Here is a 24,723-nt window from a genome sequence, read left to right on the forward strand (position 1 = left end):
AACCCATATGTCTGCATTAAATGTCATCTGGTCTTCCCTTCATCCCAACACAGACGCCACGCTGGTTAACAGCTCCTACACGGCCCTGGTGGATGCGTATCAGTCCCACGGAAGGTACTATCACAACTGGTCGCATATACAGCAGCTGGTAAGCCTGCACCAGGCATATGTGCATCAGCTCACAGATCCGGAGGCCGTACTTTTTGCCATCTTCTTTCATGATATCATTTATAACCCGCTGCAACCCGATAATGAAGAACGCAGTGCTGCCGCCGCAGTAACCCATCTTCATAAAATTAATTACCCGGTGGAAAAAACCGCCAAAATCAGCGATTTCATTATCGCTACCAAAACACATATCAATACCCATCACGATCCGGACCTGGATTACTTCCTCGACTTCGACCTGCAGATTCTCGGCGCCTCCCCGGAAACATACCGGGCCTACGCACAGCAGATCCGCCAGGAATACCAGGTTTACCCGGATGATGTGTATATTCCCGGACGCAAAAAAGTATTGCAGCATTTCCTGGAAATGCCCGCTATTTACGTAACACCGGCGTTCCGTGAATTATATGAAACCGCCGCCCGGACAAACATCCAGGCCGAATTGAACACTTTATAATCCAAGGATATGAATCGAATTGTTGTTTATTGTGGCTCCAGCGCCGGACATGATCCCGTTTATATGGAACAGGCCACCCACCTGGGCGCCGCACTGGCCCAACGCAACCTTACACTGGTGTATGGTGGCGCTAAAGTAGGACTGATGGGTGCTGTGGCCGATGGCGCCTTAAATGCCGGCGGCAAAGCCATTGGCGTACTGCCGCACTTCCTGCAACAGAAAGAACTGGCGCATACCGGCCTCACAGAACTGATCCTGGTAGATACCATGCACGAACGTAAAACAAAGATGAATGAATTGTGTGATGGCGTAATCGCGCTGCCCGGAGGCTTCGGCACCATGGAAGAATTATTTGAAATGCTCACCTGGGGACAACTGGGCCTGCATAAAAAACCGATCGGCCTGCTCAATGTAAATGGTTTCTACGATGCCCTCATGGCTCTGTCGAAAACCATGTCTGAAAAGGGTTTCCTCACGGCAGAGAACCGCGATATGCTGTTATGCAGCAATGATATCAGCGACCTGTTGTTACAAATGGAAAGATACCAGCCACCGGCCAGGTCCAAATGGATTTCACCGGCGCAAAGCTAGATCGTCTTTGACCGCCACAACGGCTTTTCCAGGGTGAAACGGCGCACCAGGCTCACCCTGAAATTGCCCGTACCAAAAGTTTGATAGGTATGCGGTATGGACATTCCGCTGCGGGTGTTCATGCCTACGTAATGTATCCCTGCAAAATAACGGCTGGAATTATACCCCAGCGAAGCCCGCACAGTATTGCTGAATTGCAGTCCCGCTTTACGGCTCACATCCCCGTTTTCCAGGAACAGGGTGGTGATATTTCCTCCCAGCCCGCCTGTGAGCGATAAGGATAAAAAGAAATGCTCCTTCAGCACAAAAGTGTAGGCGTATCCTACATTAGCGGCCAATGAATTAATACCGGTTTTATAATAATGCTCATCCCGCAGAAATGCGGTATCTGCCATGTTGGTAGGAATGAGGGAAGAATCGCCTTTGATACGGGCCAGGAACACTTCCCCACCCACAATCAATGAACCGGCGCTTTTCTTCTGATATTCATTCTGCAGGTTGGGAGCGCGGTAAGAAAAACGTTTGTCGTTGAAGATGTAGCCCACATTCAGGCCAAAGTCGGTATTCCTGATATCAGGCCGCTGCGGATAAGGATTCAGCGCGGTATAGGCTTTGCCGTATACTTTCTCCGGGTTGGCTACATAGTAGCCTTTATAGTATTGGGCGTAGATGTCTACCACAATTTTGCGGAGGTACACATGCGATTGCAGATCGAGGTATTTTGTTTTACCATACCGCTCCGTACTGTTAATAAACGGCAGGTTAAACCCGATGTTAAGTCCTATGAACCGGTAGTTGGCGCCAAATCCTACGTTGAAAGGGGTATTGGGTCTGTAGAGGATATCGGTTTTTGTTTTCCGGTCCATGATATCGTACTTGGTGTACTTACGGGAGCCATACAGCCGGAAAGTGATATCTTCCGTATGATCTTCGATATACGCCGTATCATTTTCTGTTTTCAGCCATTTCAGGAATTTTCCCTGCGCCCTTGCCTGTGCAGTTCCCAGTCCCAATATTACCAGCCATGCTAAAATTCGTAGGTTCATAAGTGTTGTAGGTTGTAAGCAATGTTGATTGATCAGGGAAGCTCTATCACCTCCAGTTGTTGAATATTGCCAGCCTCCAGCTGAAAACGCAGCAGTGTTTTTACCTTATGCCATCCTTGTTGTCCGCATGCTCCCGGGTTCATATGCAACAAATGAAGTGCCGCATCCGGCATTACTTTCAGGATGTGCGAATGCCCGCAGATAAACAGTTTGGCCGGATGCTGTTTTAGTTGTTCCTTCACGCCGGGGGCATATTTCCCCGGATATCCGCCAATATGTGTCATCATCACCTCTACTCCTTCCAGGTTGAAACGGAGGGTTTCGGGATAACGGATACGGATATCTGCCCCGTCGATATTCCCAAAAACAGCCCTGAAAGGCTTGAATTTTTCCAGTTTATCGGCCAGATCCACATTACCGATGTCGCCGGCATGCCAGATTTCATCTACTTCTTCAAAATATTTGAATACCTGTGGATGCAAATAGCTGTGGGTATCCGACATTAGTCCTATCTTTTTCAACGGAGAATTGTATTAATATTTTATATTTTGGTAGTCATATGTTAAAACAAGAAGTCCCTCATATCACCGCCTGTTTGCTTATTTGCTGTCCGGACCGGCCAGGCATAGTAGCCGGTGTATCACAGTTCCTGTACCTGTTGGGTGCAAATATACTGGATGCAAGTCAACACAGTACCGACCCCCGGGAAGGATTATTTTTTATGCGCATGGAATTCCAGCTGGAGCGTCTCGATAAAGCCTCCCTGGAAGCGGCTTTCCAGCAACAGGTAGCTACCCCGCTGCAAATGGAATGGAAAATAGATTACAGCGATCGCCGCAAACGTATGGCTATCATGGTATCAGCGTATGATCATTGTTTGCTGGAATTATTATGGAGATGGAAAAGCGGTGAGCTGGCGGTAGATATCCCGCTCGTGATCTCGAATCACGCTTCCCTGGAAAAAGAATGCACCGCATTAGGCATCCCTTTTCATTACCTCCCGGTAAGCAGCGCCACCAAAGAACTGCAGGAGCGCGCCGCTATCCGGCTGCTGGAAGAACATGGGGTGGATTTCACGGTGCTGGCCAGGTACATGCAAATCCTGTCGCCACAGTTTGTAAGCCATTATCCGCAGCGCATTATCAATATCCATCACTCTTTCCTGCCCGCCTTCGCCGGCGCACGGCCCTACCTCAACGCCTATACGAGAGGCGTAAAACTGATTGGCGCCACCGCCCACTACGTTACCAACGAACTGGATGAAGGCCCGATTATTGAGCAGGATGTGGCCAGGGTTAGCCATAAACATACCGTGGAAGACCTGGTGATGCTGGGACGCGACATTGAACGGCAGGTGCTCACCCGTGCGGTGAAAGCGCATATCGACAACCGCGTGATCCTGCACGGCAACAAAACCATTGTGTTCTGATGGTTTCAGCGTATTTCGTTAACTTTAAGAAGCATGCTACAAACAGCGCTATATCATTATCTCCGTAAAGAATGCGATACGGTAACCGCCGCATATGCCACGCTGCAGGAGGCTCCCGGCGATGCCGATGCCATACATGCCATGCGGGTAGGCGTAAAAAAGCTGAAAGCATTTTTTTCACTGGTAAAACAACTACCGGACTATTCATTCGGATCAGGTAAACATCTGCGCACCGCCAGGCTTATACAGTCGATAGGCGGCGCTTCACGGGATGCGCACCTGCAGGAAAAAAACCTGCGCCGCTATGAAAAAAAGGTATCCTGGCGCTTTTCAGTTGCGCACCTGCTACTGCAAAACAAAGCCGCTACCGCCAGTGAAATGCTGGCCGCCACCCTGAAGTACTGCTCCCTGAAAAAACTGGACTCACTACCGGAACAATTCAAAGAAGCAATTGCGGATACCGACCCCAAAGCCGCTACGGCCGCATTGATCAGCTACCTGGAAGTGCAACATAAAAAAATTACGGTGCCCGCCAGCAGGGCGCATCATACCGTGTGGCATGAGGTCAGGAAAGAAGTAAAAGCATTATACTACCAGCTTAATATACTGGAACAGGTACTCCCCGCTGTTTTCACAGAAAACCTTGCCACGCCTACCCGTAAAGCGGGTGAGCTGCTCGGGCAATGGCATGATACCAGCGTATTATTATTGTTTGTAAAGGCAACGGTAGCGCAGCTGAAGAAAGAAAAGGTAACGCTGCCCGTGAATGCGCAACAGCTCATACAGCTGTTGCAAATGGATATGAAAGAACAACTGGCGCAATGCGCCTGGCAGGTAAAGGAACTAAAAGCCGTAGCCGGCTTTTAGCGTATACCCGTTAAAGGTAACGGCTACACGCTAAAACGCCTCTTCCCCGCTATATGCCATCACAATCTCAAAAACCAGGGCTGCGGCCAGTTTCGCAGTACGGTTATCTGTATCCAGTGAAGGATTCAATTCTGCAATATCGGCGCCTGCCACTTTCCCGCTTTCCAGTATTTTGCGGAAACACTGCAGGAACAAACCTCCCGGCATAATACCGTTATAGGCGGTAGCGCTTACTCCAGGTGCAAATGGCGCCGCAAATACATCGAGGCAGGTGGTCAGGTATACTTTATCTACCTGGCTGAGAAAATGCTGGATGGCCGCAAACAGCGTGTCTTTATCCTGTAAATGAAAAGCATCTGCGCTTACATAAGTAGCTTCTTCTTCTCCCGCAATATTAAAAAGCTGGCGGGTATTACCATTCTTCTGGATGCCCAGGGCCAGGTAATGAAAAGGCGTACCGGATTGTTTGGCGTCCTGCGCCAGTTGCCAGAAACCGGTGCCGGAGCTGACGCCTTCTGCACCGGGAACACGGATATCAAAGTGCGCATCAAAGTTGATATAGCCTACGGATTGCTTTCCGGCAAACCGGCGGATACCACTGGCATGCCCATACGTAATTTCATGACCGCCACCCAGTAACAGCGGCAGGTAACCCGCTGTAAGGATTGCGTTCACGGCTTCGCTGAGTACCAGCTGTGCATTTTCCAGCTCGCCATTGGGGCAAAGGATATCCCCTGCATCCAGTAAAATCGTTTGTGTGGAAAAGTGAACCGGGAAGTTGGCAATCACCTTCCGTATGGCCGCTGGTCCTTTTGCAGCACCTGCCCGGCCTTTATTACGGCGCACCCCTTCATCGCAGGCGAAGCCCAGCAAGGCAATACCTTTCTGGCCTGGCTGCAATGCAGGTAAGGGCGACTGTAACAGGTCCGTTACAGTGATCACCTGGTGCCAGCGCAGCAGGTCGGGGTCGGTACCATCAATACGACCGGTCCAGGAACCCGCTACAGTGGGCTGATAGCTTTCTTTTGTTATCATACTAAAACTCCTTTCTTCCATACCAGTGCAGGCTTCATCTTGCCCTGGTAATAAAGTATATCACGGTAATCAGCGGTGGGATAGGCCTGCATATCAGCGGCGTAACCTGCCAGCAGCTGGCCTGCATCTTTCAGTTGCAATGCGGGCGCTGCTCTTACGGTCAGCGCGGCCAGCACTTCTGCGGTGGATAACTTTTCCGCGGCGCTCATTACGGCAGCCTGTACCAGCAAATCGCCCATAGGGGCCGATCCCGGGTTCCAGTCGCTCGCAATAGCCACACAGGCGCCTGCATTCAGCAACCTGCGCGCCGGTGCATATAACATCCCCAATCCCAGTGAAGCACCCGGCAAAACTACTGCAACCGTGTCAGAATTAGCGAGTAAAGCAATTTCTTTTTCCGTGCTGGCCTCCAGGTGGTCGGCAGATAACGCCTGCGCATTCACCGCTACTTCCGCGCCGCCTGCACTAAACTGATCCGCATGCACCGTTGCCACAAACCCCTGCTGCATGACCTGTTGCAGGAAACCGGCAGCAGCCTTTGCAGAAAAAGCAGTTTCTTCTATAAAAATATCCACCCGGTTACTCAATTGCTCCTGCTGTATTACCGGCAACAATTCCGTTAAAATCCATTGCAGGTAAGCTTCTTCACTGCCGGTATAATCGCGCGGTTTCATATGCGCGGCCAAACAGGTGGAGATGAGCGTGGCAGGCGTGTGCATGCCCGCCTGTTGTATGGCGCGCAGCATCTTTAATTCACTTTCCAGGTTCAGACCGTAACCACTTTTTACTTCAATGGTGGTAACGCCTTCTTTCAGATGCCGGTTAGCGCGGGCCACCGTATTTTCCGTGAGGGTAACGAGGTCGGCTATACGTGTTTTGGTAACAGAGTCCCATATACCGCCGCCGGCACGGGCTATTTCCAGGTAGCTTTTACCGGCAATGCGCATGGCATAATCGCGGTTACGGCTACCATCGTAACAAATGTGTGTATGACAATCAATAAATCCCGGCAATAAAACCAGCGGTGTATCCTGGAAAGCAATTTCACAATCCGGGTATTTCTGCAACAACGATTTATACCCTGCTATGGCAATGATCTCCCCGTTTTCCACCACTACCCCGCCTTTCTCTATCACGGTTAACTGTTCATCGTGCAGGGCGCCTTTCAGCGACAGGCCCGTCATTGGCAGGATCTGGGCAAAAGGACCGATTAATGTTTTCATGGGCAATGATTGAGCGGTTGACCGCTGTTATTAAATGCTGATATTAAATTTCTGTCCCCATTCCTGTGCCTTTTCATAACCGGCATCCGCATGACGGAAAATACCCAGCGCCGGATCATTGAAGAGCACACGACGTAAGCAATCCGCTGCACGGTCAGTACCATCTGCCAGTACTACCATACCGGCGTGTTGTGAATACCCCATGCCTACGCCGCCGCCATGATGGAAAGAAACCCAGGTAGCGCCGCCGCCGGTGTTGGCCATGAGGTTGAGCAGGGTCCAGTCGCTCACGGCATCGGAGCCATCTTTCATGGATTCTGTTTCCCGGTTGGGGGAAGCCACAGAGCCACAGTCGAGATGATCACGGCCAATTACAATCGGCGCTTTCACTTTTCCTGTTCTCACCAGCTCATTAAAAATAAGACCCGCCTTTTCGCGTTCGCCCAGGCCCAGCCAGCAGATGCGGGCAGGCAATCCCTGGAACGCCACTTTCTCCTGCGCCTGTTTCAGCCAGTTGATCAGATGCGTGTTTTCAGGGAATGCGTCCATCAGCGCGCGATCGGTGGTATAAATATCTTCCGGATCACCGGAAAGGGCTACCCAGCGGAAGGGGCCTTTCCCTTCACAGAAAAGCGGACGGATATATGCCGGCGTAAATCCGGGGAAGTTGAAGGCATTGGGCTCTCCGCCTTCCCGCGCAAATTCGCGGATGTTATTACCATAATCAAACGTAACGGCGCCCTTCTGCTGCAACTGCAACATAAAGCCTACATGACGAGCCATGCTTTTCAGCGACAGCTCCCGGTACTTTGCCGCATCGCTCTTACGCAGTTCCAGTGCGGCCTGCAGCGTGATGCCGTTGGGCACATACCCGTTCAGCGGGTCATGCGCAGAAGTTTGATCTGTGAGAATGTCCGGTATGATATTGTCTTTCAACATCCTTTCCAGCATATCACCGGCATCGCTTACCAACCCGATAGACAATGCCTCGCCTTTGGCCTGTGCTTCCTTCGCCCATTGGATGGCCTCTTCGTAGGAATAGGTCATACGGTCGATGTAGCGGGTATCCAGTCTTTTCTGAATGCGTGTAGGATCAATGTCGGCGCCAATAAACACCGCACCGGCCATAGTGGCCGCCAGTGGCTGTGCGCCGCCCATACCGCCAATACCCGCTGTTACCAGCAGTTTGCCGGCCAGGCTGCCGTTGAAATGCTGCCGGCCGCATTCCATAAAGGTTTCATAGGTCCCTTGCAGGATACCTTGTGTACCGATATAGATCCAGCTGCCCGCGGTCATTTGTCCGTACATCATGAGGCCCTTTGAACGCAGTTCGTTGAAATGCTCCCAGGTGGCCCATTTCGGCACCAGGTTGCTGTTGGCCAGCATTACTCTTGGCGCCTGCGGATGCGTGCGTACAATACCAACAGGTTTACCGGATTGCACCAGCAGGGAATGCTCGTCGTCCAGCGTTAATAATATTTCGATAATTTTCTGAAGAGATTCACGGTTACGCGCTGCCTGGCCGATGCCGCCGTACACCACCAGCTCATCGGGGTTTTCGGCTACTTCTGCATCGAGGTTGTTGAGCAACATACGCAGGGGCGCTTCGGTTTGCCAGGATCTGGCGTGCAGCTGTGCACCACGCGGCGCTTTATAATGCGGGTGAGCTGCATATGTTTTAATAAAGTCCAAACTGGTCATTATAAAGTCCGTTTAAGTTAAGTTGATGATTAGCGGCAGCCTCATTGGCTACACGTACAAGCGACTGATCGGTAACGATGCAATGCAAAGCGGCAATATCATTGGCGAAGATGCGGTCTTTATCTGCAAAGGTTACATGCTTACGGGTATACTGATGCACGGCTTCCAATACCGGACCTGATTTCAGCGGCCGGCGGAAATCCACTGCCTGCGCGGCATACAACAGTTCAATAGCGAGGATGTATTCGAGGTTGCCGATCACCTGGTTTAATTTGCGGCCACTGATAGAACCCATTGATACATGGTCTTCCTGACCCAGTGAAGTAGGCACGCTGTCGGCGCTGGCGGGGAAACACAGTGTCTTGTTTTCTGTTACCAGGGCGGCGGTGGTATATTGTGGTATCATGAAACCGGAGTTAAGCCCGGCGTCCTGGATCAGTAATTTTGGTAGCCCGTATCTTCCTTCAATCATCATATAACAACGCCTGTCGGAGATGTTACCCAGTTCTGCAGCGGCTACGGTGGCGTAATCCAGGGGCAATGCCATTGGCTGGCCGTGGAAGTTGCCGCCACTGATGGTATCTTCTGCGCTGAAGATGATGGGGTTATCCGTAACAGCGTTCAGCTCTATAGTAGTGAGTTCCTGCAGATGCTGCCAGGCGGTGCGGGAGGCGCCATGTACCTGTGGCATACAACGCAGTGAATAAGGGTCCTGCACACGGCCGCAGTCCACATGCGACGACATGATCTCCGAGTTATCCAGCAACGCCTTCAAACGGTGTGCTACCAGCTGGTTGCCGGGATACGGACGGATGGCGTGTAAGCGGGGATCAAAAGGTTTGGCGGTGCCCATCAGTCCTTCGAGTGACAATGCGCCGATGATGTCTGCTGCCTCGAGTGCGTTGTGCAGGCGTTGCACGGCTTTAACCGCAAACGACAGGATGAACTGTGTGCCGTTGATGAGTGCCAGTCCTTCCTTAGGGCCCAGCACTACCGGCTGTATCCCTTCCTGCTGCATCATGGAAGCCGTATCTGTTTTCACGCCACGGTACATCACATGCCCCAGCCCGATCAGTGGCAGGAACAGGTGCGATAAAGGCGCGAGGTCGCCGGAAGCGCCCACAGAGCCCTTTTCAGGCACCAATGGCGTTACCTTATGCTCAATATGCCAGATGATCCTTTCGAGGGTGGACAATGCCACGCCTGAGTAACCCTGTGCCAGCGCCTGCACTTTGGTGATGAGCATAATGCGGGCAATTTCTTCCGGGATATTTTCTCCTACGCCTACGCTATGGCTTTGCAGGATATTGTATTGCAGGGCGCGGGTATCTGCTTCCGAAATCTTGGTGTCGCACAGGGGGCCGAAGCCGGTGTTGATCCCATATACCGTGGTATGTTGCGCCACAATGGTTTGTACATAGCCGAAGCTGGTTTGTACACGCGTAATGACTTCCGGTACCAGTATGCCTTTCACCTTGCCGGCGGCAATATCAATAGCGCGGGCAACGGTGAGCTGGTCAATACCGTACTTAAAAATATCACTCATGTCAATAGATTTTTCTGGTGTATGAAGTAGTTATAACTGTTGTCTGATTCTTTCTGACAAAGGCTTTTGCTGTACCGATTGTTCAATCTGGGCGATGGCCGCCAGTATCTGCTGGCTTTGTTTGTTTTCCGTTACCAGTGTTTCCATAGCGCTGGTGATGGCTTCCCATACGGGTTGGATCTGTTGCAGCAGCTCTTCGCCTTTTTTGGAGAAGGCTACCAGTTGCCGGCGGCCATCTTCCTTACACGGCGTTGTTTTCAGGAGTCCTTTCTTTTTCAGGTTGGTCACCATCTGGCTTACGGCGGAGTGGGATATTTCCAGCTGTTCGGCAATATCTATCATGGGTACCGGCTGTTGTTTTGACAAGAGGTAAAACACCGGGAACCAGCTGGCGTCAAAGGGTATGCCTGCCTGTTCGTATACTTTATTTACTTCCATGAGGAAGTATTCGCTCAGCCTGCGCAGGCGGCTGCCAAAAACGAGGTAGCCGAGTGATGGATAGAATGACATATGAAAAGGTTGACGTTAATATTATATAAGCGCTTATACAATATTACGAAAGAAATACGAATAATATAGTTGCCGGGCAGGAATTATTATTCACTGTCATCCGCCTGCAACGGTACTATTCGTACTGTTTGTTACTTCTTTACGGTTTGTTTCTTTTTGGTATCAAACCAAAGGGGGGAGCTATCCGTTACATCACCATTGTAGTTGATAAAAAGCTCTTCTCCTTTCTTGATATCACGACGGGTGATGATACTCATGGTTTCTTCCTTGAAGTCCATTTCATACTCACAGTTGGGATTGTAATCATGGTTGTAGATAGAGCAAAAGCCCAGTGCCACGCAGGAACGGGTTTCTTTTGCGCCCCAGAGAAAAATATAATTATGGAGTCTTGTCTGATCCACAATCTCGGTATCGTCGTAAGTGAGAACGAGCACCGGTGAAGTCTCGATTCTTGTTCCGGCAGGGATTTTTTCTTTGGTATAAACTCCCCGGCCTTTTCCTTTCGACTTATCAATGTACAAATACGGCTTTATCATAGCGCAATTTCAAATAAAAGAAGACGTAAAGTAAAGTTAAAGCAGGAAGTTATCAAAATCATGTTTAAAAAATTTAGGTTTGCCGCCCGGAAAATATTTTTTTTGCCTTTCATTAACCAGTATATATGATCAATTATAATCCAAAGGAGTGGTTTACGTTCATTTTCCGTATTCATAAAGCGGATACGGTAAGGAAGCTGTTTCCCATGTTTATTGCCCTCTCCATCTATTCCGCCATTGTAGCCTGGCTGGAACTGGAGGTATGGAAGATGTCTGACAAGAGTGAGTTAAAAAATATAACGCTGATGTATGGTCTGCTGGGCTTTGTGATTTCCCTGTTGCTGGTGTTCCGCACCAACACGGCGTACGACCGCTGGTGGGAAGGCCGCCGGCAATGGGGCGCCCTCGTGAACAGCAGCCGCAACCTGGCCATAAAGATCCAGGCCATGCTGCCGCTGGAGAACAAGGCCGACAGGGAGTTCTTCAAAGTAATGATCCCGAACTTCGCTTACGGCCTGAAAAACCACCTGCGTAAAACTTATGTGCATGACGAGATGGAAGCCATACCAGGACAGGAGCCACTTCATACTGATATCAGTAAGCATGTACCTAACCAGCTGTCGCAGCTCATCATGACTAAAACGATGGACCTGTACCGCAACGGGCAGCTCACCGGGGATCAGCTCATTGTGCTGAACAACGAACTGCAGTCGTTTGCAGATGTATGCGGCGCCTGCGAACGGATCAAAAACACCCCCATCCCTTTTTCCTACAGCGTATTTATCAAGAAGTTCATATTCTTCTACGTCATGTCCATGCCCTTTGGATACGTGTTCAGTTTGGGTTACCTCATTATCCCCATGATCGTATTCGTATTCTTTGTGCTGGCAAGCCTTGAGCTTATTGCAGAAGAAATTGAAGACCCGTTTGGCAAAGACGCCAACGATTTGCCGCTGGATAGCATTTGCAGCAACATCCGCCTGCACGTATCAGAATTATTATAACGACTGCCCCGGCAGCGTGCTATTTTAACTTAATTTCGCAGATAGAGGCAATTGTATGGAAAATGAAGCTTTACTGGAAAAATTCCAGACACTGACAAAAGAAAGAAACTACCGCGAACTGTCAGTATACCTGGACGACCAGCTGATAACGGATATAGCCGAACTGATTCACGAGGACCCCGAAGATGCCGGAATAATCATCAATCACCTGTCGATCGGCAGAGCGGCAGCGGCTTTCCGTATCCTGGACTTTCCTTTACAGGAAGATGTAATACGCACTTTATCGCCCGCGAAAATAGCAGAGCTCATGAATGAGCTGCCGGCGGATGACCGTACCGCCTTCCTGGAAGAGCTTCCCAGCGAAGCGGTAAAAGAACTGATCAAACTGCTCGACCCCGAAGAACGACGCATTACCCTCTCCCTCCTCGGCTACAAGGAGAACAGTGTGGGCCGTATCATGACGCCCGACTACATTGCCGTCAGGGAAGAATGGACTGTGAAGGAAGTACTGGACTATATCCGGGAACATGGCAAAGACAGTGAAACCATCGACGTAATTTATGTGATCGATGAAAAAGGCCAGCTGCTGGATGACTTCCGGATCCGCGAGTTCCTGCTTGTATCGCCCGAAACCGTAGTGCATACCCTCATGGACGACCGCTTTGTATCGCTCCACGCCAACGACAACCAGGAAGAGGCCATCCAGGTTTTCCGGATGGAAAACAGGGTAGCCTTGCCCGTGGTAGACGACCAGGGTGTTCTGCTGGGCATTGTAACCATCGACGATATGTTGTGGATCGCCAATGAAGAACATACAGAGGATATCCAGAAGATTGGTGGTACCGAAGCCCTGGACGAGCCCTATCTCGATATGCCCCTGCTCAAACTGGTAAAAAAACGGGTAGGCTGGCTGGTAGTATTGTTTATCGGTGAAATGCTCACTGCTACCGCCATGGGCTTTTTTGAAGATGAAATTGCAAAGGCCGTAGTACTGGCGCTGTTTGTACCGCTCATCATTTCCAGTGGCGGTAACAGCGGCTCACAGGCATCTACGCTTATCATACAGGCAATGGCCCTGGGTGAAATCAGTGTGGGCGACTGGTGGCGTGTAATGCGCCGCGAAATCCTTTCCGGCCTGCTGCTGGGCGGCGCGCTGGGCGCCATCGGCTTCCTGCGTATTTTACTCTGGAACACGTTGTTTAATACTTATGGCGCACACACCGTGCTGATAGGCGCTACTGTAGGCATTTCCCTCGTAGGCGTGGTATTGTGGGGAACCCTCTCCGGTTCTATGCTGCCACTGGTACTGAAGAAGTGCGGCGCCGATCCGGCCACGTCTTCCGCGCCTTTTGTGGCTACCCTGGTGGATGTAACCGGGTTGCTGATCTACTTCACCGTAGCGTATACACTCATGAAAGGCATCCTGCTCTAATACACAACGATAGCGGGGGAAAGCCTTTTCCTCCGCTAATAACAAATCTCTTTAAGCTCCGTTCCTTCCCTTGTTTTCCGCACTATAAACAACCGGTCGTATTCGTTTTCCCCGATAGAATCCGTATGTGGTTTAGCTTTCAGGCTATGCAAAATAGGGATCACGGTATTGGAATGCCCGATCACAAGCAAACGCTTTCCCCAGTCGCCATGCCGGGTAACCTGGTAAATAAAGGATTCCCCGCTGGTATCTGCCGCATAAAAACAGGTATCTATGCGCAGGTGCATACGTAAACTATCGGCGGTGGCCACCGTTCTTTTATAAGGTGTAAAGTAAATTTTATTCAGGCCGGAATCCTTTAGCAGCCGGTATAAAGCCCCTGCCCTTTCCTGGCCGGCAACGGTCAAAGTAGAATCCGGTCCCGGGTTTCTTTCTGCATGCCTGATCACGTAAAAGGTGCCGGTTAAAAAAGTAGTGTCTTCAGATACCGGTACCGGTTGCCGGACGGGATGTTTAGGCTTACAAGCCGTAAAGAACAGGAGGGAAAGAAGTATTGGTAATATGCGCATAGTGCGGATTTAAGGCAGATGACCGCGTTACGTCCATCCAAAACTTACGGCAATTTATGATTAAACCATTACATTTATTCCCCAACAAAATAATGAACCGCTATGAGAAAATGGGTTATACCCGCCATTATTTTTTTATCAGCCAATCGCATCAGTGCCCAACAGGCAGTGCCGCTCACGGTAGAAAAGATCATGCGCGATCCCAAATGGATAGGAACTTCTCCTGATAACGTTTTCTGGGGCACCGACAACCAGACCGTTTATTTCAGCTGGAATCCCGGCAAACAACTGAGCGACTCCCTGTACTATGCCGGCGTTAAAAACAATACGCCCCGTATTACTGCTGCCGGAGAACGTTCGCTTATCAACGCCAAAGCCGGCGGTACCTGGAATACGGATAAATCGTTACTTGCTTACTCCTATGAAGGTGATATTTATTTACTGGAGATAAAAAGCGGGAAAACCACCCGCATCACCAATACCAAAGCCGTTGAGTTTAACCCGGTTTTCAGTTTCAGTGGTAAACAGGTGGTGTTTCAGCAAAACCGCGACCTGTACGGATGGGACAAAGCCTCCGGTTTAATCAGTCAGCTTACCAGCTTTGAAGCAGGCAGCAAGCCCGCCGAAAAAGACGAAAATAAAACCGGCAACGCAGAAGAAAAGTTCCTCAAAGCGCAGCAACTGGAACTGTTACAGGTAATCCGTGATAAAAAGGCAAAGAAAGACGCCGCCGAGGCTTTCGACAAAGCCTACGAGCCCAAACCATTACGATCCCTGTACCTGCAAAACAAAAGATTAAGGGAGCTGCAAATCAGTCCCAACGGGCGTTTCGTTACCTATAGCCTCTTCACAGCGCCCACCGATGCCCGCAACACCATCGTTCCCGAATTTGTAACCGCCACCGGTTTCACAACCGATATTGCCGCCCGCGACAAAGTAGGCGCCCCGCAAGGCAGCTTCGAAAGCTTTATCTACGACCGGGAACGTGATACGGTGTTACCCATTAAAACTACTGATCTCACCGGCATCAAAGACCAGCCCGATTACGTAAAGGACTACACGAAAAAAGACACGCCCAAAGTAAGGGAAGTAATCGTGAACGGTCCGTACTGGTCGGAGCAAGGCACACACGCCATTGCCGACATCCGTTCACAGGATAACAAAGACCGCTGGATTGTACTGCTCAACACCGAAAACGGTACCGTGAAAACACTGAACCGCCAGCGCGACGAAGCCTGGATAGGCGGCCCCGGCATCGGCTGGAGCATGGGTGGCAGCAACATCGGCTGGATAGATGAAAACACGTGCTGGTTCCAGTCGGAAGCCACCGGTTATTCACATCTGTATACCGCCAATGTAAACGATGGTAGCATCAAACCAATCACCAGTGGCAACTATGAAGTACAGGAAGCACAACTATCTCCCGATAAAAAATATTTTTACATCACCACCAATGAAGTACACCCCGGTGAAAAGCAATTTTATCGTATAGCCGTTTCCGGTGGAAAGGCCGAGCGGATCACTACCCTCCCCGGCGCCAATGAAGTAACCGTTTCTCCGGATGGCAAATGGATTGCGTTCCGTTATTCCTATTCCAACAAGCCGTGGGAGTTGTATGTGCAGCCCAACACACCGGGCGCAAAAGCAGTACAGGTAACGAACCTGGCGCAGTCTGATGAATTTAAATCGTACAACTGGCGCGATCCGCAAGTGATTACTTTTACCGCGCGTGACAACCAGCCGGTATATGCCCGCTTATACACACCCGATCCCGCAAAAAACAACGGTGCAGCGGTGATCTTTGTACATGGCGCCGGCTACCTGCAAAATGCACATAAGTGGTGGAGTTCCTATTTCAGGGAATACATGTTCCATAATCTGCTCACCGATAAAGGATATACTGTACTGGACATGGACTACCGTGGCAGCGCCGGCTATGGCCGCAACTGGCGTACAGGCATTTACCGTTACATGGGCGGCAAGGATCTGGATGATGAAGTAGACGGCGCAAAATATCTGGCAGAAAAATTGCAGGTGGACGCCCGTCGTATTGGTATATACGGAGGCAGCTATGGCGGCTTTATGACGCTGATGGCCTTGTTCACCCAGCCAGATGTGTTTGCATCAGGCGCTGCGCTGAGGTCTGTAACGGACTGGGCGCATTACAATCATGGCTACACGAGCAATATATTGAATGAGCCATTCACCGACAGTATTGCTTACCGCAGGTCTTCCCCTATCTATTTTGCAGATGGACTGAAAGGCAAACTGCTGATGTGTCATGGCATGGTTGATACCAATGTGCATTTCCAGGATATTGTGCGGCTGTCGCAGCGACTGATTGAATTAGGGAAGAATAACTGGGAGCTGGCTGTGTATCCCGTGGAAGATCATGGATTTACTACGCCCAGCAGCTGGACAGATGAATATAAAAGAATACTTTTGCTCTTCGAGAGTACGCTCTTGAAGAGATGATTGCATTTTAAATTTTTTTATTTAGTTCCGTCATAATAAAAAAATTATAAAAAGGGGATACAGTGAATGATGCAGGTCAATGTTAAGGAATCTTAATATTCACCACGATCGTTCCCGTATTCCCTTTTTCATTTTACATTAGGACCATTGTAGAATGCATGCTGACCATATCTTTACTTAAACAATATTCACATTTTCTGATGTGATTTTAACATTTAATGCGATATTGCAATGATAAAACCTAGCACAAATCCAAAAACCTTATGTGTGGAATCGTAGCTTATATCGGGCAGAGAGAAGCCTACCCGGTAGTATTAAAAGGCCTCAAAAGACTGGAATACCGCGGATACGACAGCGCGGGTGTAGCCCTGATCAATAACGGGTTACAGGTATACAAGAAAAAAGACAAAGTAGCCGCCCTCGAAGCATTCGTAGAGGGAAAAGACCTGCGGAGTCATATTGCCATCGGGCATACCCGCTGGGCTACCCACGGTGAACCCTGCGACCGCAATGCGCACCCGCATTTATCCGGCGATGGTAAACTGGCCATGATCCACAATGGCATCATTGAAAACTATGTACAGCTGAAACAGGAGCTCGTCAACCAGGGCCATGTTTTTCATAGTGATACCGATACAGAAGTACTCCTTCACTTCATTGAGGAAATCAAAAAACAAAACCAGTGTTCACTGGAAGAAGCCCTGCGCATTGCTTTAAAAAGAGTAGTAGGCGCTTATGTGATTGTGCTCATTGATGAAGAAAATCCGGATACCCTCATTGCCGCCCGTAAGGGAAGCCCGCTGGTAATAGGCGTTGGCAAGGGCGAACACTTCCTCGCTTCTGATGCCTCCCCGATCATTGAATACACAAAAGAAGTAGTGTATGTAAATGATTATGAAATTGCCATCATCAAAGCAGATGAACTGATCCTGAAAAACATTTCCAACGAAAGGCAAACGCCTTACATTCAGAAGCTGGATATTGAACTGGCCGCCATCGAAAAAGGAGGCTATGATCACTTCATGCTGAAGGAAATATTTGAACAGCCGCAAACTATCTTTGATAGCTTACGTGGCCGTTTAGATGCGAAAAAAGGTACGCTCACCATGGGCGGTATGCGCGAATATGCCGATGTACTCAGCAATGCCAAACGCATCATCATCGTAGCCTGCGGAACCTCCTGGCACGCCGGGCTGGTAGCCGAATATATGATTGAAGAATTATGCCGCATCCCGGTGGAAGTGGAATACGCTTCCGAGTTCCGTTACCGCAACCCGGTAGTGGGCCCCGGCGATGTAATCATTGCTGTATCACAATCCGGGGAAACGGCTGATACGCTGGTAGCCATTGAAAGCGCCAAAGAAAAAGGCGCCATCATCCTCGGCGTTTGTAATGTGGTAGGTTCTTCTATTGCCCGCTTGTCTCACGCCGGCGCCTATACGCACGCAGGTCCGGAAATTGGCGTAGCCAGCACCAAAGCGTTTACTGCCCAGCTGGCAGTGCTTTGCCTGGTAGGCTTAAAACTGGCCGCCGATAAAGGCACCATCACTCCGCAAAGGTTCCAGCACCTGCTCGATGAACTGGAACAGGTTCCTGAAAAAGTAGCAACGGCCCTGAAACTGGATGACCAGATCAAACGGGTAGCCGCCAAATATAAAGATGCACGTGATTTCCTCTACCTGGGCCGCGGATACAACTTCCCGGTAGCCCTGGAAGGAGCGCTCAAACTGAAAGAAATTTCCTACATCCACGCGGAAGGTTATCCTGCTGCGGAAATGAAACATGGCCCCATTGCACTGGTAGACGAAAACCTGCCGGTAGTAATTGTAGCCACCAAAGACAGCTACTACGAAAAAGTAGTGTCTAACATTCAGGAAATTAAAGCCCGTAAAGGTAAAGTGATCGCAGTAGTAACAGAAGGCGACAACACCATTCCCCCAATGGCGGATGATGTGATTTTTGTGCCTGCGGCAGATGAAATGGTTGCACCCATCATCTCTGTAGTTCCGTTACAACTGCTCGCTTATCATATAGGTGTACTCAAAGGTCTGGACGTTGACAAACCCCGGAACCTGGCGAAATCAGTTACAGTAGAATAAAGACAATGGAGATACTCATCTGGTTATTTTATTAGCTGCACGCATAATAAAATAACCAGATAGTCATTTCTCCTCAAATGATGTATCCTCATGAATAAGATCCAAAAAAGACCCCTCTCCGATCTGGGGTACAATTTCATTGAAACCACGTTACCGAAAGGCAAAGACGAATATTACCTCCGCAATGAGCAATGGAGCAGGCAGGACCAGTACAGGAAATTAACCGCACACGAAATAGAATCGCTGGTACGCAATGATAACACCTCCGACGACTGGAATATTATTTTTGTTTCCAACGAATTTGATCCGCAACTGGTACAGCACTGTCACTTTTTCGGGATGGTACGTATCGGTAAACTGGAACCCTATTACCTGGAGTTCCATAACCTGCGGATGCCGGTAGGATTGTACAACAGTACCATCTGCGCCTGCGATTTCGGCGACAATGTAGTGGTACACAACGTAAATTATTTATCGCATTATATCCTCGGCAACGAAGTGATTGTAGCCAACGTAAACGAAATGGCTACTACCGATTATGCTAAATTCGGAAATGGTATCCTGAAAGAAGGAGAAAGCGAAAGCGGCCGCATCTGGATGGAACTGTGCAACGAAAACGGTGGCAGAAGCGTGATGCCCTTTGATGGCATGCTCCCCGGAGATGCTTACCTGTGGACACGCTACCGCGATGATGAACAACTGCAACAGCAATTCAAATCCTTCACAGAAAAACAGTTTGATAAAAGACGCGGCTACTACGGTATGGTAGGTGATCGTACAGTAATTAAAAACTGTAAGATGATCAAAGATGTGACCATTGGTACCGACGCATACCTGAAAGGCGCCAACAAACTGAAAAACCTTACTATCAACAGCAACAGCGAAGCTTCCTCACAAATAGGAGAAGGCTGCGAAATGGTAAATGGCGTGATCGGCTACGGCTGCCGCGTATTCTACGGCGTGAAGGCGGTTCGTTTTGTAATGGCCTCCCACTCCCAGCTGAAATATGGCGCCCGGCTCATCAACTCCTATCTCGGTAACAACGCCACTATCTCCTGCTGCGAAGTACTGAACTCCCTCATCTTCCCGGCACATGAACAACACCACAACAACTCGTTCCTGTGTGCGGCGCTGATCATGGGTCAGAGCAATATGGCGGCAGGCGCCACTATTGGCTCCAATCACAACTCACGCGGCGCCGATGGTGAAATCATCGCCGGCAGAGGATTCTGGCCGGGCCTGTGCGTAAGCCTGAAACATAACTCCCGCTTTGCCAGCTTCACACTTATCTCCAAAGGCAATTATATGTCGGAGCTGAATATCTCCATCCCATTCAGCCTGGTGGTAAATGATGAACACGAAAACCGCCTGAAGATAATGCCCGGCTATTGGTTCCTGTACAATATGTACGCCATCGCCAGGAACTCCTGGAAATATGTTGACCGCGATAAACGCACCGATAAACAACAACTCATTGAATACGACTACCTCGCGCCCGATTCAGTAGAAGAAATATTCCAGGCACTTGCCATCATGGAAACTGCTACCGGGAAAGCATGGTACGCCCTCCCGGAAAATGCACCGAAGAAAGAACTAACGGAAAAGGACATACGTAAAAAGGGAAAGGACCTGTTAAATAATAACCCGGAAGAAGTAGCAAAGCTCACCATTCTCTCCAAAGGATTTGAAAACAGCTCCCGTGAAGTAGAACTCCTGAAAGTACACCGGGCCTATCCCCTGTTCATTGAAATGGTGGTATTATACGCTGTCAAAAATATCCTGGCAGCAGACAAACCGTCTTTCCTTGCTTTACAGGCGGCGGTAAAAACCGCCAAACGTGGCGACTGGCAGAACATCGGCGGACAACTGATGAAAGCGGAAACAGTAGCTACGCTCAAAACAAAAATCCGGAAAAACAAAATCAGCAGCTGGCCGCAACTGCATACTGCCTACGAAGAAATAGGCAACGAATATGCAGCCGACAAATTACAACATGCCGTAGCCTGCTTGCTGGAAATAAAAGACAGCTCCCTGAAAAACATGACCACCGCCGATCTCGCACAATGGATGAATGATTCTGTTGTAACGATGGAGTGGATCACCGCACAAATTAAACGCTCCAGGGAAAAAGATTACAAAAATCCATTCCGCCAGCTGGCCTATGAAAGCGAAAAAGAAATGAACGCAGTAATAGGCAGCCTGGAAGATAATAGTTTCATTAAACAAACTGCTGAAGACCTGGAAAAGTATAAATTGCAGGTAAATAAAACCATCAGCGAATGGGAGCTATAGAAAAAGTAAGATGCCACTGGTCTAACAAAGACAAGCTTTACCAGGACTATCACGACAAAGAATGGGGTACGCCCAATCATGAGGATAAACATCTCTTTGAAATGTTATGCCTGGAAGGCGCACAGGCTGGTCTTAGCTGGTATACCGTACTTACCAAAAGAGAGAACTACCGCAAAGCCTTTGATAACTGGGACGCTAAAAAAATAGCGAAATACGATGAAGAAAAGGTGGAAGAACTGATGCAGAATGAAGGCATCATCCGTAACCGCCTTAAAATAAAATCCGTAATCGGCAATGCAAAGGCATACCTCGCAGTTCAAAAGGAATTTGGCAGTTTTGACAAATACATCTGGTCATTTGTAAACCACAAACCGATCGTTAACCATTACCGCAGCGGTATGGTTGGCGTTCCTGCCAAAACAGCCATCTCTGATGCCATGAGCAAGGATCTGCTGAAGCGGGGATTTAAATTTGTAGGTTCCACTATCTGCTACGCCTATATGCAGGCTACAGGTATGGTGGATGATCATATGGAAGATTGCTGGAAAAAGAAGAAGAAATAATGAATAAGGGAAGACTGCTGGTCTTCCCTTATTCTATCCGCACTTCACTGAGCGCAGTATTGTTGATAAAAGAGTAATCCGTAAGCGTATTCAGAAAGAAATACAACTGCCGCTTTTCCTGGTCCGATAACCGGATGCCCTGCTTCACCAATGGGTCGGTGGTGGGAGTTGCCTTCACACCATGATCGTAGAAGTCAAAAACCTGGAAAATATCGAAGAAACGCCCATCGTGCATATAAGGGGCGCTTTTGAGAATATTGCGCAGGGAAGGCACCTTAAAACGAAGATTATCATCTGTACTCCCGGTAATCTTCATTCTGCCCACATCATTCAATGCCGCTAAATATGGCAGGCCATTACTGCGGTAGGTAAGATCCGTGAACAACGGCTCCTTATGACAGGCCGCACACTTCTCCTGAAAAACGGTGTACCCTGCGTTCTCTTCAGCAGTGAAAGCAACACCGGGTAATTTAAGCATTACGCTGTCGTATTTGGAACCGGCAGATACCATCGTGGCAACAAACTGCGTGAATGCTTTGAACATGCGCTCACTGGTGATCTCCTCCGTACCAAAAGCCGCTTTGAACATCGCCCTGTATTTGGGATCTGTCTGCATTTTCTGCATCAGCTCTTTCAGGTCTACCGCCATTTCGTTGTGGTCTGTTAACGGGGTGAGGGCCTGTATTTCAAGATGATTCACGCCACCATCCCACATAAACGCCTTTTGCCAGATCATATTAAACAACACCGGTACCGAGCGGATTCCCTGCTGACCAGCCACACCATGCGCCAATGCGTGATCAAAATGGCCGAAAGCCGCAAACTGCTGGTGACAAAACCCACAGGACACCGTGCTGTCCTGCGACAGGCGGTAATCATAAAACATAAACCGGCCCAATGCCACACCCGGCTTGGTGAGTGGGTTACGGGTAAAGTCATATACCGGCCGCGGGAAATGCGCAGGCAACTGCAATAAAAAGGGCTCCGGCCCTTTTACCGCGCGCTTCTTTGTACCTGCCTGTACCAACACCAGCAACAGGCAAAACGCCCCAACGATATATATCACTCTATGATTCACGCAGCGATTAATTAGAGATGCCTGTTATGTTAAACATATGCTGATAGTTACCGGCTACCTGTCTTGCTTTTACACCCGGCGCCATAATCACGGTTATCTTTTTAAAACTAACGGTATCAGGTAAAAACCACTTTTCCACATCGGCAGTAACATTAATACGGGGTTGCTTATCTGCCGAAACTGTCAGCGGCTGCGGAAGCGGCAGGGTCACATATTTCAGCACACCGTCTTTCGATTTATAACCGCCGCAATGAAACAGGAACTCCTGCATGGGCGTGTTCACCGCTGTGGAGTGGCCTTCTATCTGCGCCATAATATACCCGCTGTTCCAGGTCCAGAACATACCGGATTCCACGGCCAGCGCACCGGCTTGCACGCCACTCACATTACGGATACTATCTACCCCGATCAGGAAACGGATACTTCTATATTCGCCGGCAGGAATACTATCCAGCCGGATATTTTTTGAACTGTCTATCGCATCATCTACCAGGAAATAAGCAGGCGGCAAAGTAACAACGCTGCCATTGGCAGCCTCCAGTGAAAAGTTGCTGAGGAAATAACGGAAACGGCTGACCGTAAAAGCTTCTCCGGAAGCATTGGTGTAGGTAACCTGTTTCCTTACCAGCGGCTGCTGCCCCATAACGTGGGTGAACGACAATTGCAGGGAAGGTACAGGCCCGGGATCAGCAGGCATCCCGGCAAACAACGTGGTTACAACCAGGAACCAGCAAGCATAGGAAGCAAAAATCCGCAAAATCATGGTATCCTCTTTTGTTAAAGAAAGTTACAATGATTTTGCGGATTAAATATTAAAAAGAAATCAGCTGACTAAACTCTTTTATATCCTTTCCAGCCGTATAAAAACACCACCACAAAGCAGAAAGTAGGAATGCCGTAGGAAATGGCCAGCGACTGCCATTCCGTTACAATACCCATCAGGTAAGGAACAGAAGCGCCACCTACGATAGACATTACCTGGAAAGAAGCACCGCGTTTGGTATGTACACCCAGGTCTTTTACGCCCAATGCAAAAATGGTTGGGAACATGATAGACATGAAGAAGAAAATAGCAATAAGCGCATACACAGAAGCAGCTCCGTTACCGGTCATTACAAAAGCGCAGAGTAATACGTTGATAAACGCATAAATGGCAAGCAATTGATTTGGAGCGATTTTGCGCATAAGTGCTGTGCCTACAAAACGTCCCCCCGTGAACAGTGCCATACCAATAGATAGCAGAAGAGAAGCATTTTTGGCGGAAGTGCCATGCCAGTATTCTGTTACATAGTTAATAAACAAAGCGCCTACGCCTACCTGAGCCGCCACATAAAAGAATTGTGCTATCACTCCTAATACAAAATGCCGGTGAGCAAAAAGCGGGCGGGTATCTGCCATCACTTCTTCTCCCTCCTGTTTTGCTTCTTCAATTTCCGGCAAGGGAGTTCTTACGAAAAAAGCTGCTATGAACAATACTACAACAGCAATAGCAACATAAGTTATCTTTACTGTGGTGAGATCCCCTTTGCCAGTGCCAAGAAATAACCAAGCACCAATAATAGGTCCGAGAAAAGATCCCAGCCCGTTAAAGCACTGTGATAAATTCAACCGTTGCTCAGAAGTAGCCTTATCTCCCAACACCGTTACATATGGATTGGCGGCCGTTTCCAGGCAGGCCAGCCCACAGGCAAGTATAAATAATGCCAGCAGGAAGAAATCAAAATTGAGCGCATTGGCTGCTGGATAAAAGAGAAAAGCACCGGTGGCATACAACAGTAAACCCAGGATAATTCCTTTCTTGTAGCCAAATTTGTTCATAAACATTCCTGCCGGAAATGCCATGAGGAAATATGCGCCGAAATAAGCGCCCTGTAATAAAGTAGAACGTTTGGTAGTGATGCTCAATACTTCCTGGAAATGTTTGTTCAACACGTCCAGCAGTCCGTATGCCAGTCCCCATAAGAAGAACAGGCTGGTAACCAGGATCAGCGGGAACAGGTAGTTGCCAGGCTTTGCGCCTGTATCTTTACTGGTGGTATAGGTGGAATTACTTACTGCGCCTCCGGCCATAACGAAGAATTTAATGTTTCAGGTGATTGAAT

General features: G+C 49.1%; 22 protein-coding genes. 10 read left to right on the plus strand and 12 right to left on the minus strand.

The window, feature by feature from the left end:
* The first annotated feature begins 7 nt into the window (after positions 1–7).
* A complete protein-coding gene (locus tag V7S65_RS15260) occupies positions 8–625 on the plus strand; it encodes an HD domain-containing protein (protein ID WP_336387176.1) in 618 nt (205 codons plus the stop codon).
* 9 nt (positions 626–634) lie between these two features.
* Positions 635–1,216 (plus strand): LOG family protein, encoded by a 582-nt coding sequence (locus tag V7S65_RS15265; RefSeq protein ID WP_336387177.1) that lies wholly within the window; start codon positions 635–637, stop codon positions 1,214–1,216.
* On the opposite strand, the gene V7S65_RS15270 is transcribed toward V7S65_RS15265, so the two are convergent.
* Positions 1,213–2,262, minus strand: a complete 1,050-nt coding sequence (locus V7S65_RS15270; RefSeq protein WP_079468926.1) for a DUF4421 domain-containing protein — start codon at positions 2,260–2,262, stop codon at positions 1,213–1,215. The genes V7S65_RS15265 and V7S65_RS15270 overlap by 4 nt on opposite strands.
* Before the next feature lie 32 nt (positions 2,263–2,294).
* Positions 2,295–2,765, minus strand: coding sequence for a metallophosphoesterase family protein (locus tag V7S65_RS15275; RefSeq protein ID WP_262488100.1), 471 nt, complete (start codon positions 2,763–2,765; stop codon positions 2,295–2,297).
* 56 nt (positions 2,766–2,821) lie between these two features.
* On the opposite strand from V7S65_RS15275, the gene purU reads away from it, so the two are divergent.
* Together purU and V7S65_RS15285 are read left to right on the plus strand one after the other, a co-directional pair.
* The gene (purU, locus tag V7S65_RS15280; RefSeq protein WP_079468928.1) at positions 2,822–3,691 is read left to right on the plus strand and encodes a formyltetrahydrofolate deformylase; all 870 of its coding nucleotides are present in this window, start codon (positions 2,822–2,824) and stop codon (positions 3,689–3,691) included.
* 33 nt (positions 3,692–3,724) lie between these two features.
* A complete protein-coding gene (locus V7S65_RS15285) occupies positions 3,725–4,558 on the plus strand; it encodes a CHAD domain-containing protein (RefSeq protein WP_336387178.1) in 834 nt (277 codons plus the stop codon).
* Between the two features lie 30 nt (positions 4,559–4,588).
* On the opposite strand, the gene hutG is transcribed toward V7S65_RS15285, so the two are convergent.
* The 6 genes from hutG to V7S65_RS15315 form a co-directional block, all read right to left on the minus strand.
* A complete protein-coding gene (hutG, locus tag V7S65_RS15290; protein WP_111579487.1) occupies positions 4,589–5,593 on the minus strand; it encodes a formimidoylglutamase in 1,005 nt (334 codons plus the stop codon).
* Complete coding sequence (gene hutI / locus V7S65_RS15295) at positions 5,590–6,816, minus strand: imidazolonepropionase (RefSeq protein ID WP_336387179.1); 1,227 nt, start codon at positions 6,814–6,816, stop codon at positions 5,590–5,592. The genes hutG and hutI overlap by 4 nt, the downstream gene beginning before the upstream one ends.
* Before the next feature lie 30 nt (positions 6,817–6,846).
* On the minus strand, positions 6,847–8,517 hold the full coding sequence (hutU, locus tag V7S65_RS15300) for a urocanate hydratase (RefSeq protein ID WP_336387180.1): 1,671 nt from the start codon (positions 8,515–8,517) through the stop codon (positions 6,847–6,849).
* On the minus strand, positions 8,495–10,063 hold the full coding sequence (gene hutH / locus V7S65_RS15305; RefSeq protein ID WP_336387181.1) for a histidine ammonia-lyase: 1,569 nt from the start codon (positions 10,061–10,063) through the stop codon (positions 8,495–8,497). The genes hutU and hutH overlap by 23 nt, the downstream gene beginning before the upstream one ends.
* A 30-nt stretch (positions 10,064–10,093) precedes the next feature.
* Positions 10,094–10,573 (minus strand): MarR family transcriptional regulator, encoded by a 480-nt coding sequence (locus V7S65_RS15310; protein ID WP_111579484.1) that lies wholly within the window; start codon positions 10,571–10,573, stop codon positions 10,094–10,096.
* 131 nt (positions 10,574–10,704) lie between these two features.
* Complete coding sequence (locus V7S65_RS15315; protein WP_079468935.1) at positions 10,705–11,109, minus strand: SET domain-containing protein; 405 nt, start codon at positions 11,107–11,109, stop codon at positions 10,705–10,707.
* 125 nt (positions 11,110–11,234) lie between these two features.
* Between V7S65_RS15315 and V7S65_RS15320 the strand changes: the two genes are divergently transcribed.
* Together V7S65_RS15320 and mgtE are read left to right on the plus strand one after the other, a co-directional pair.
* Positions 11,235–12,113 (plus strand): bestrophin family ion channel, encoded by an 879-nt coding sequence (locus V7S65_RS15320; protein WP_111579483.1) that lies wholly within the window; start codon positions 11,235–11,237, stop codon positions 12,111–12,113.
* Between the two features lie 55 nt (positions 12,114–12,168).
* Positions 12,169–13,545, plus strand: coding sequence for a magnesium transporter (gene mgtE / locus V7S65_RS15325; protein ID WP_079468937.1), 1,377 nt, complete (start codon positions 12,169–12,171; stop codon positions 13,543–13,545).
* 35 nt (positions 13,546–13,580) lie between these two features.
* Here the strand turns inward: mgtE and V7S65_RS15330 are convergent, their stop codons facing one another.
* A complete protein-coding gene (locus V7S65_RS15330) occupies positions 13,581–14,114 on the minus strand; it encodes a histidine phosphatase family protein (RefSeq protein ID WP_079468938.1) in 534 nt (177 codons plus the stop codon).
* A 102-nt stretch (positions 14,115–14,216) separates the two neighbouring features.
* Here V7S65_RS15330 and V7S65_RS15335 point away from each other — a divergent pair, with 102 nt between their 5' ends.
* The 4 genes from V7S65_RS15335 (at position 14,217) to V7S65_RS15350 (ending at position 21,543) form a co-directional block, all read left to right on the plus strand.
* Entirely contained in the window at positions 14,217–16,589 is a 2,373-nt protein-coding gene (locus V7S65_RS15335; RefSeq protein ID WP_336387182.1) for a S9 family peptidase, read from the plus strand.
* A 263-nt stretch (positions 16,590–16,852) separates the two neighbouring features.
* Complete coding sequence (glmS, locus tag V7S65_RS15340; RefSeq protein WP_079468940.1) at positions 16,853–18,688, plus strand: glutamine--fructose-6-phosphate transaminase (isomerizing); 1,836 nt, start codon at positions 16,853–16,855, stop codon at positions 18,686–18,688.
* A gap of 90 nt (positions 18,689–18,778) precedes the next feature.
* Positions 18,779–20,980 (plus strand): DUF4954 family protein, encoded by a 2,202-nt coding sequence (locus V7S65_RS15345; protein ID WP_079468941.1) that lies wholly within the window; start codon positions 18,779–18,781, stop codon positions 20,978–20,980.
* Positions 20,968–21,543, plus strand: coding sequence for a DNA-3-methyladenine glycosylase I (locus V7S65_RS15350; RefSeq protein WP_336387183.1), 576 nt, complete (start codon positions 20,968–20,970; stop codon positions 21,541–21,543). Before V7S65_RS15345 ends, V7S65_RS15350 begins: the two co-directional genes overlap by 13 nt.
* Before the next feature lie 28 nt (positions 21,544–21,571).
* Here the strand turns inward: V7S65_RS15350 and V7S65_RS15355 are convergent, their stop codons facing one another.
* The 3 genes from V7S65_RS15355 to V7S65_RS15365 all read right to left on the minus strand — a co-directional run bounded on the left by V7S65_RS15355 (position 21,572) and on the right by V7S65_RS15365 (position 24,691).
* A complete protein-coding gene (locus V7S65_RS15355) occupies positions 21,572–22,621 on the minus strand; it encodes a cytochrome-c peroxidase (RefSeq protein ID WP_336387184.1) in 1,050 nt (349 codons plus the stop codon).
* 7 nt (positions 22,622–22,628) lie between these two features.
* Positions 22,629–23,384, minus strand: coding sequence for an MbnP family protein (locus tag V7S65_RS15360; RefSeq protein ID WP_336387185.1), 756 nt, complete (start codon positions 23,382–23,384; stop codon positions 22,629–22,631).
* A gap of 68 nt (positions 23,385–23,452) precedes the next feature.
* Positions 23,453–24,691: a sugar MFS transporter gene (locus tag V7S65_RS15365; protein WP_336387186.1), complete on the minus strand. Its 1,239-nt coding sequence runs from the start codon at positions 24,689–24,691 to the stop codon at positions 23,453–23,455.
* Positions 24,692–24,723 lie beyond the last annotated feature (32 nt).

The sequence above is a fragment of the Chitinophaga sp. CCNWYY40 genome (genome assembly GCF_037483205.1).
GTDB classification, from domain to species: domain Bacteria; phylum Bacteroidota; class Bacteroidia; order Chitinophagales; family Chitinophagaceae; genus Chitinophaga; species Chitinophaga ginsengisegetis.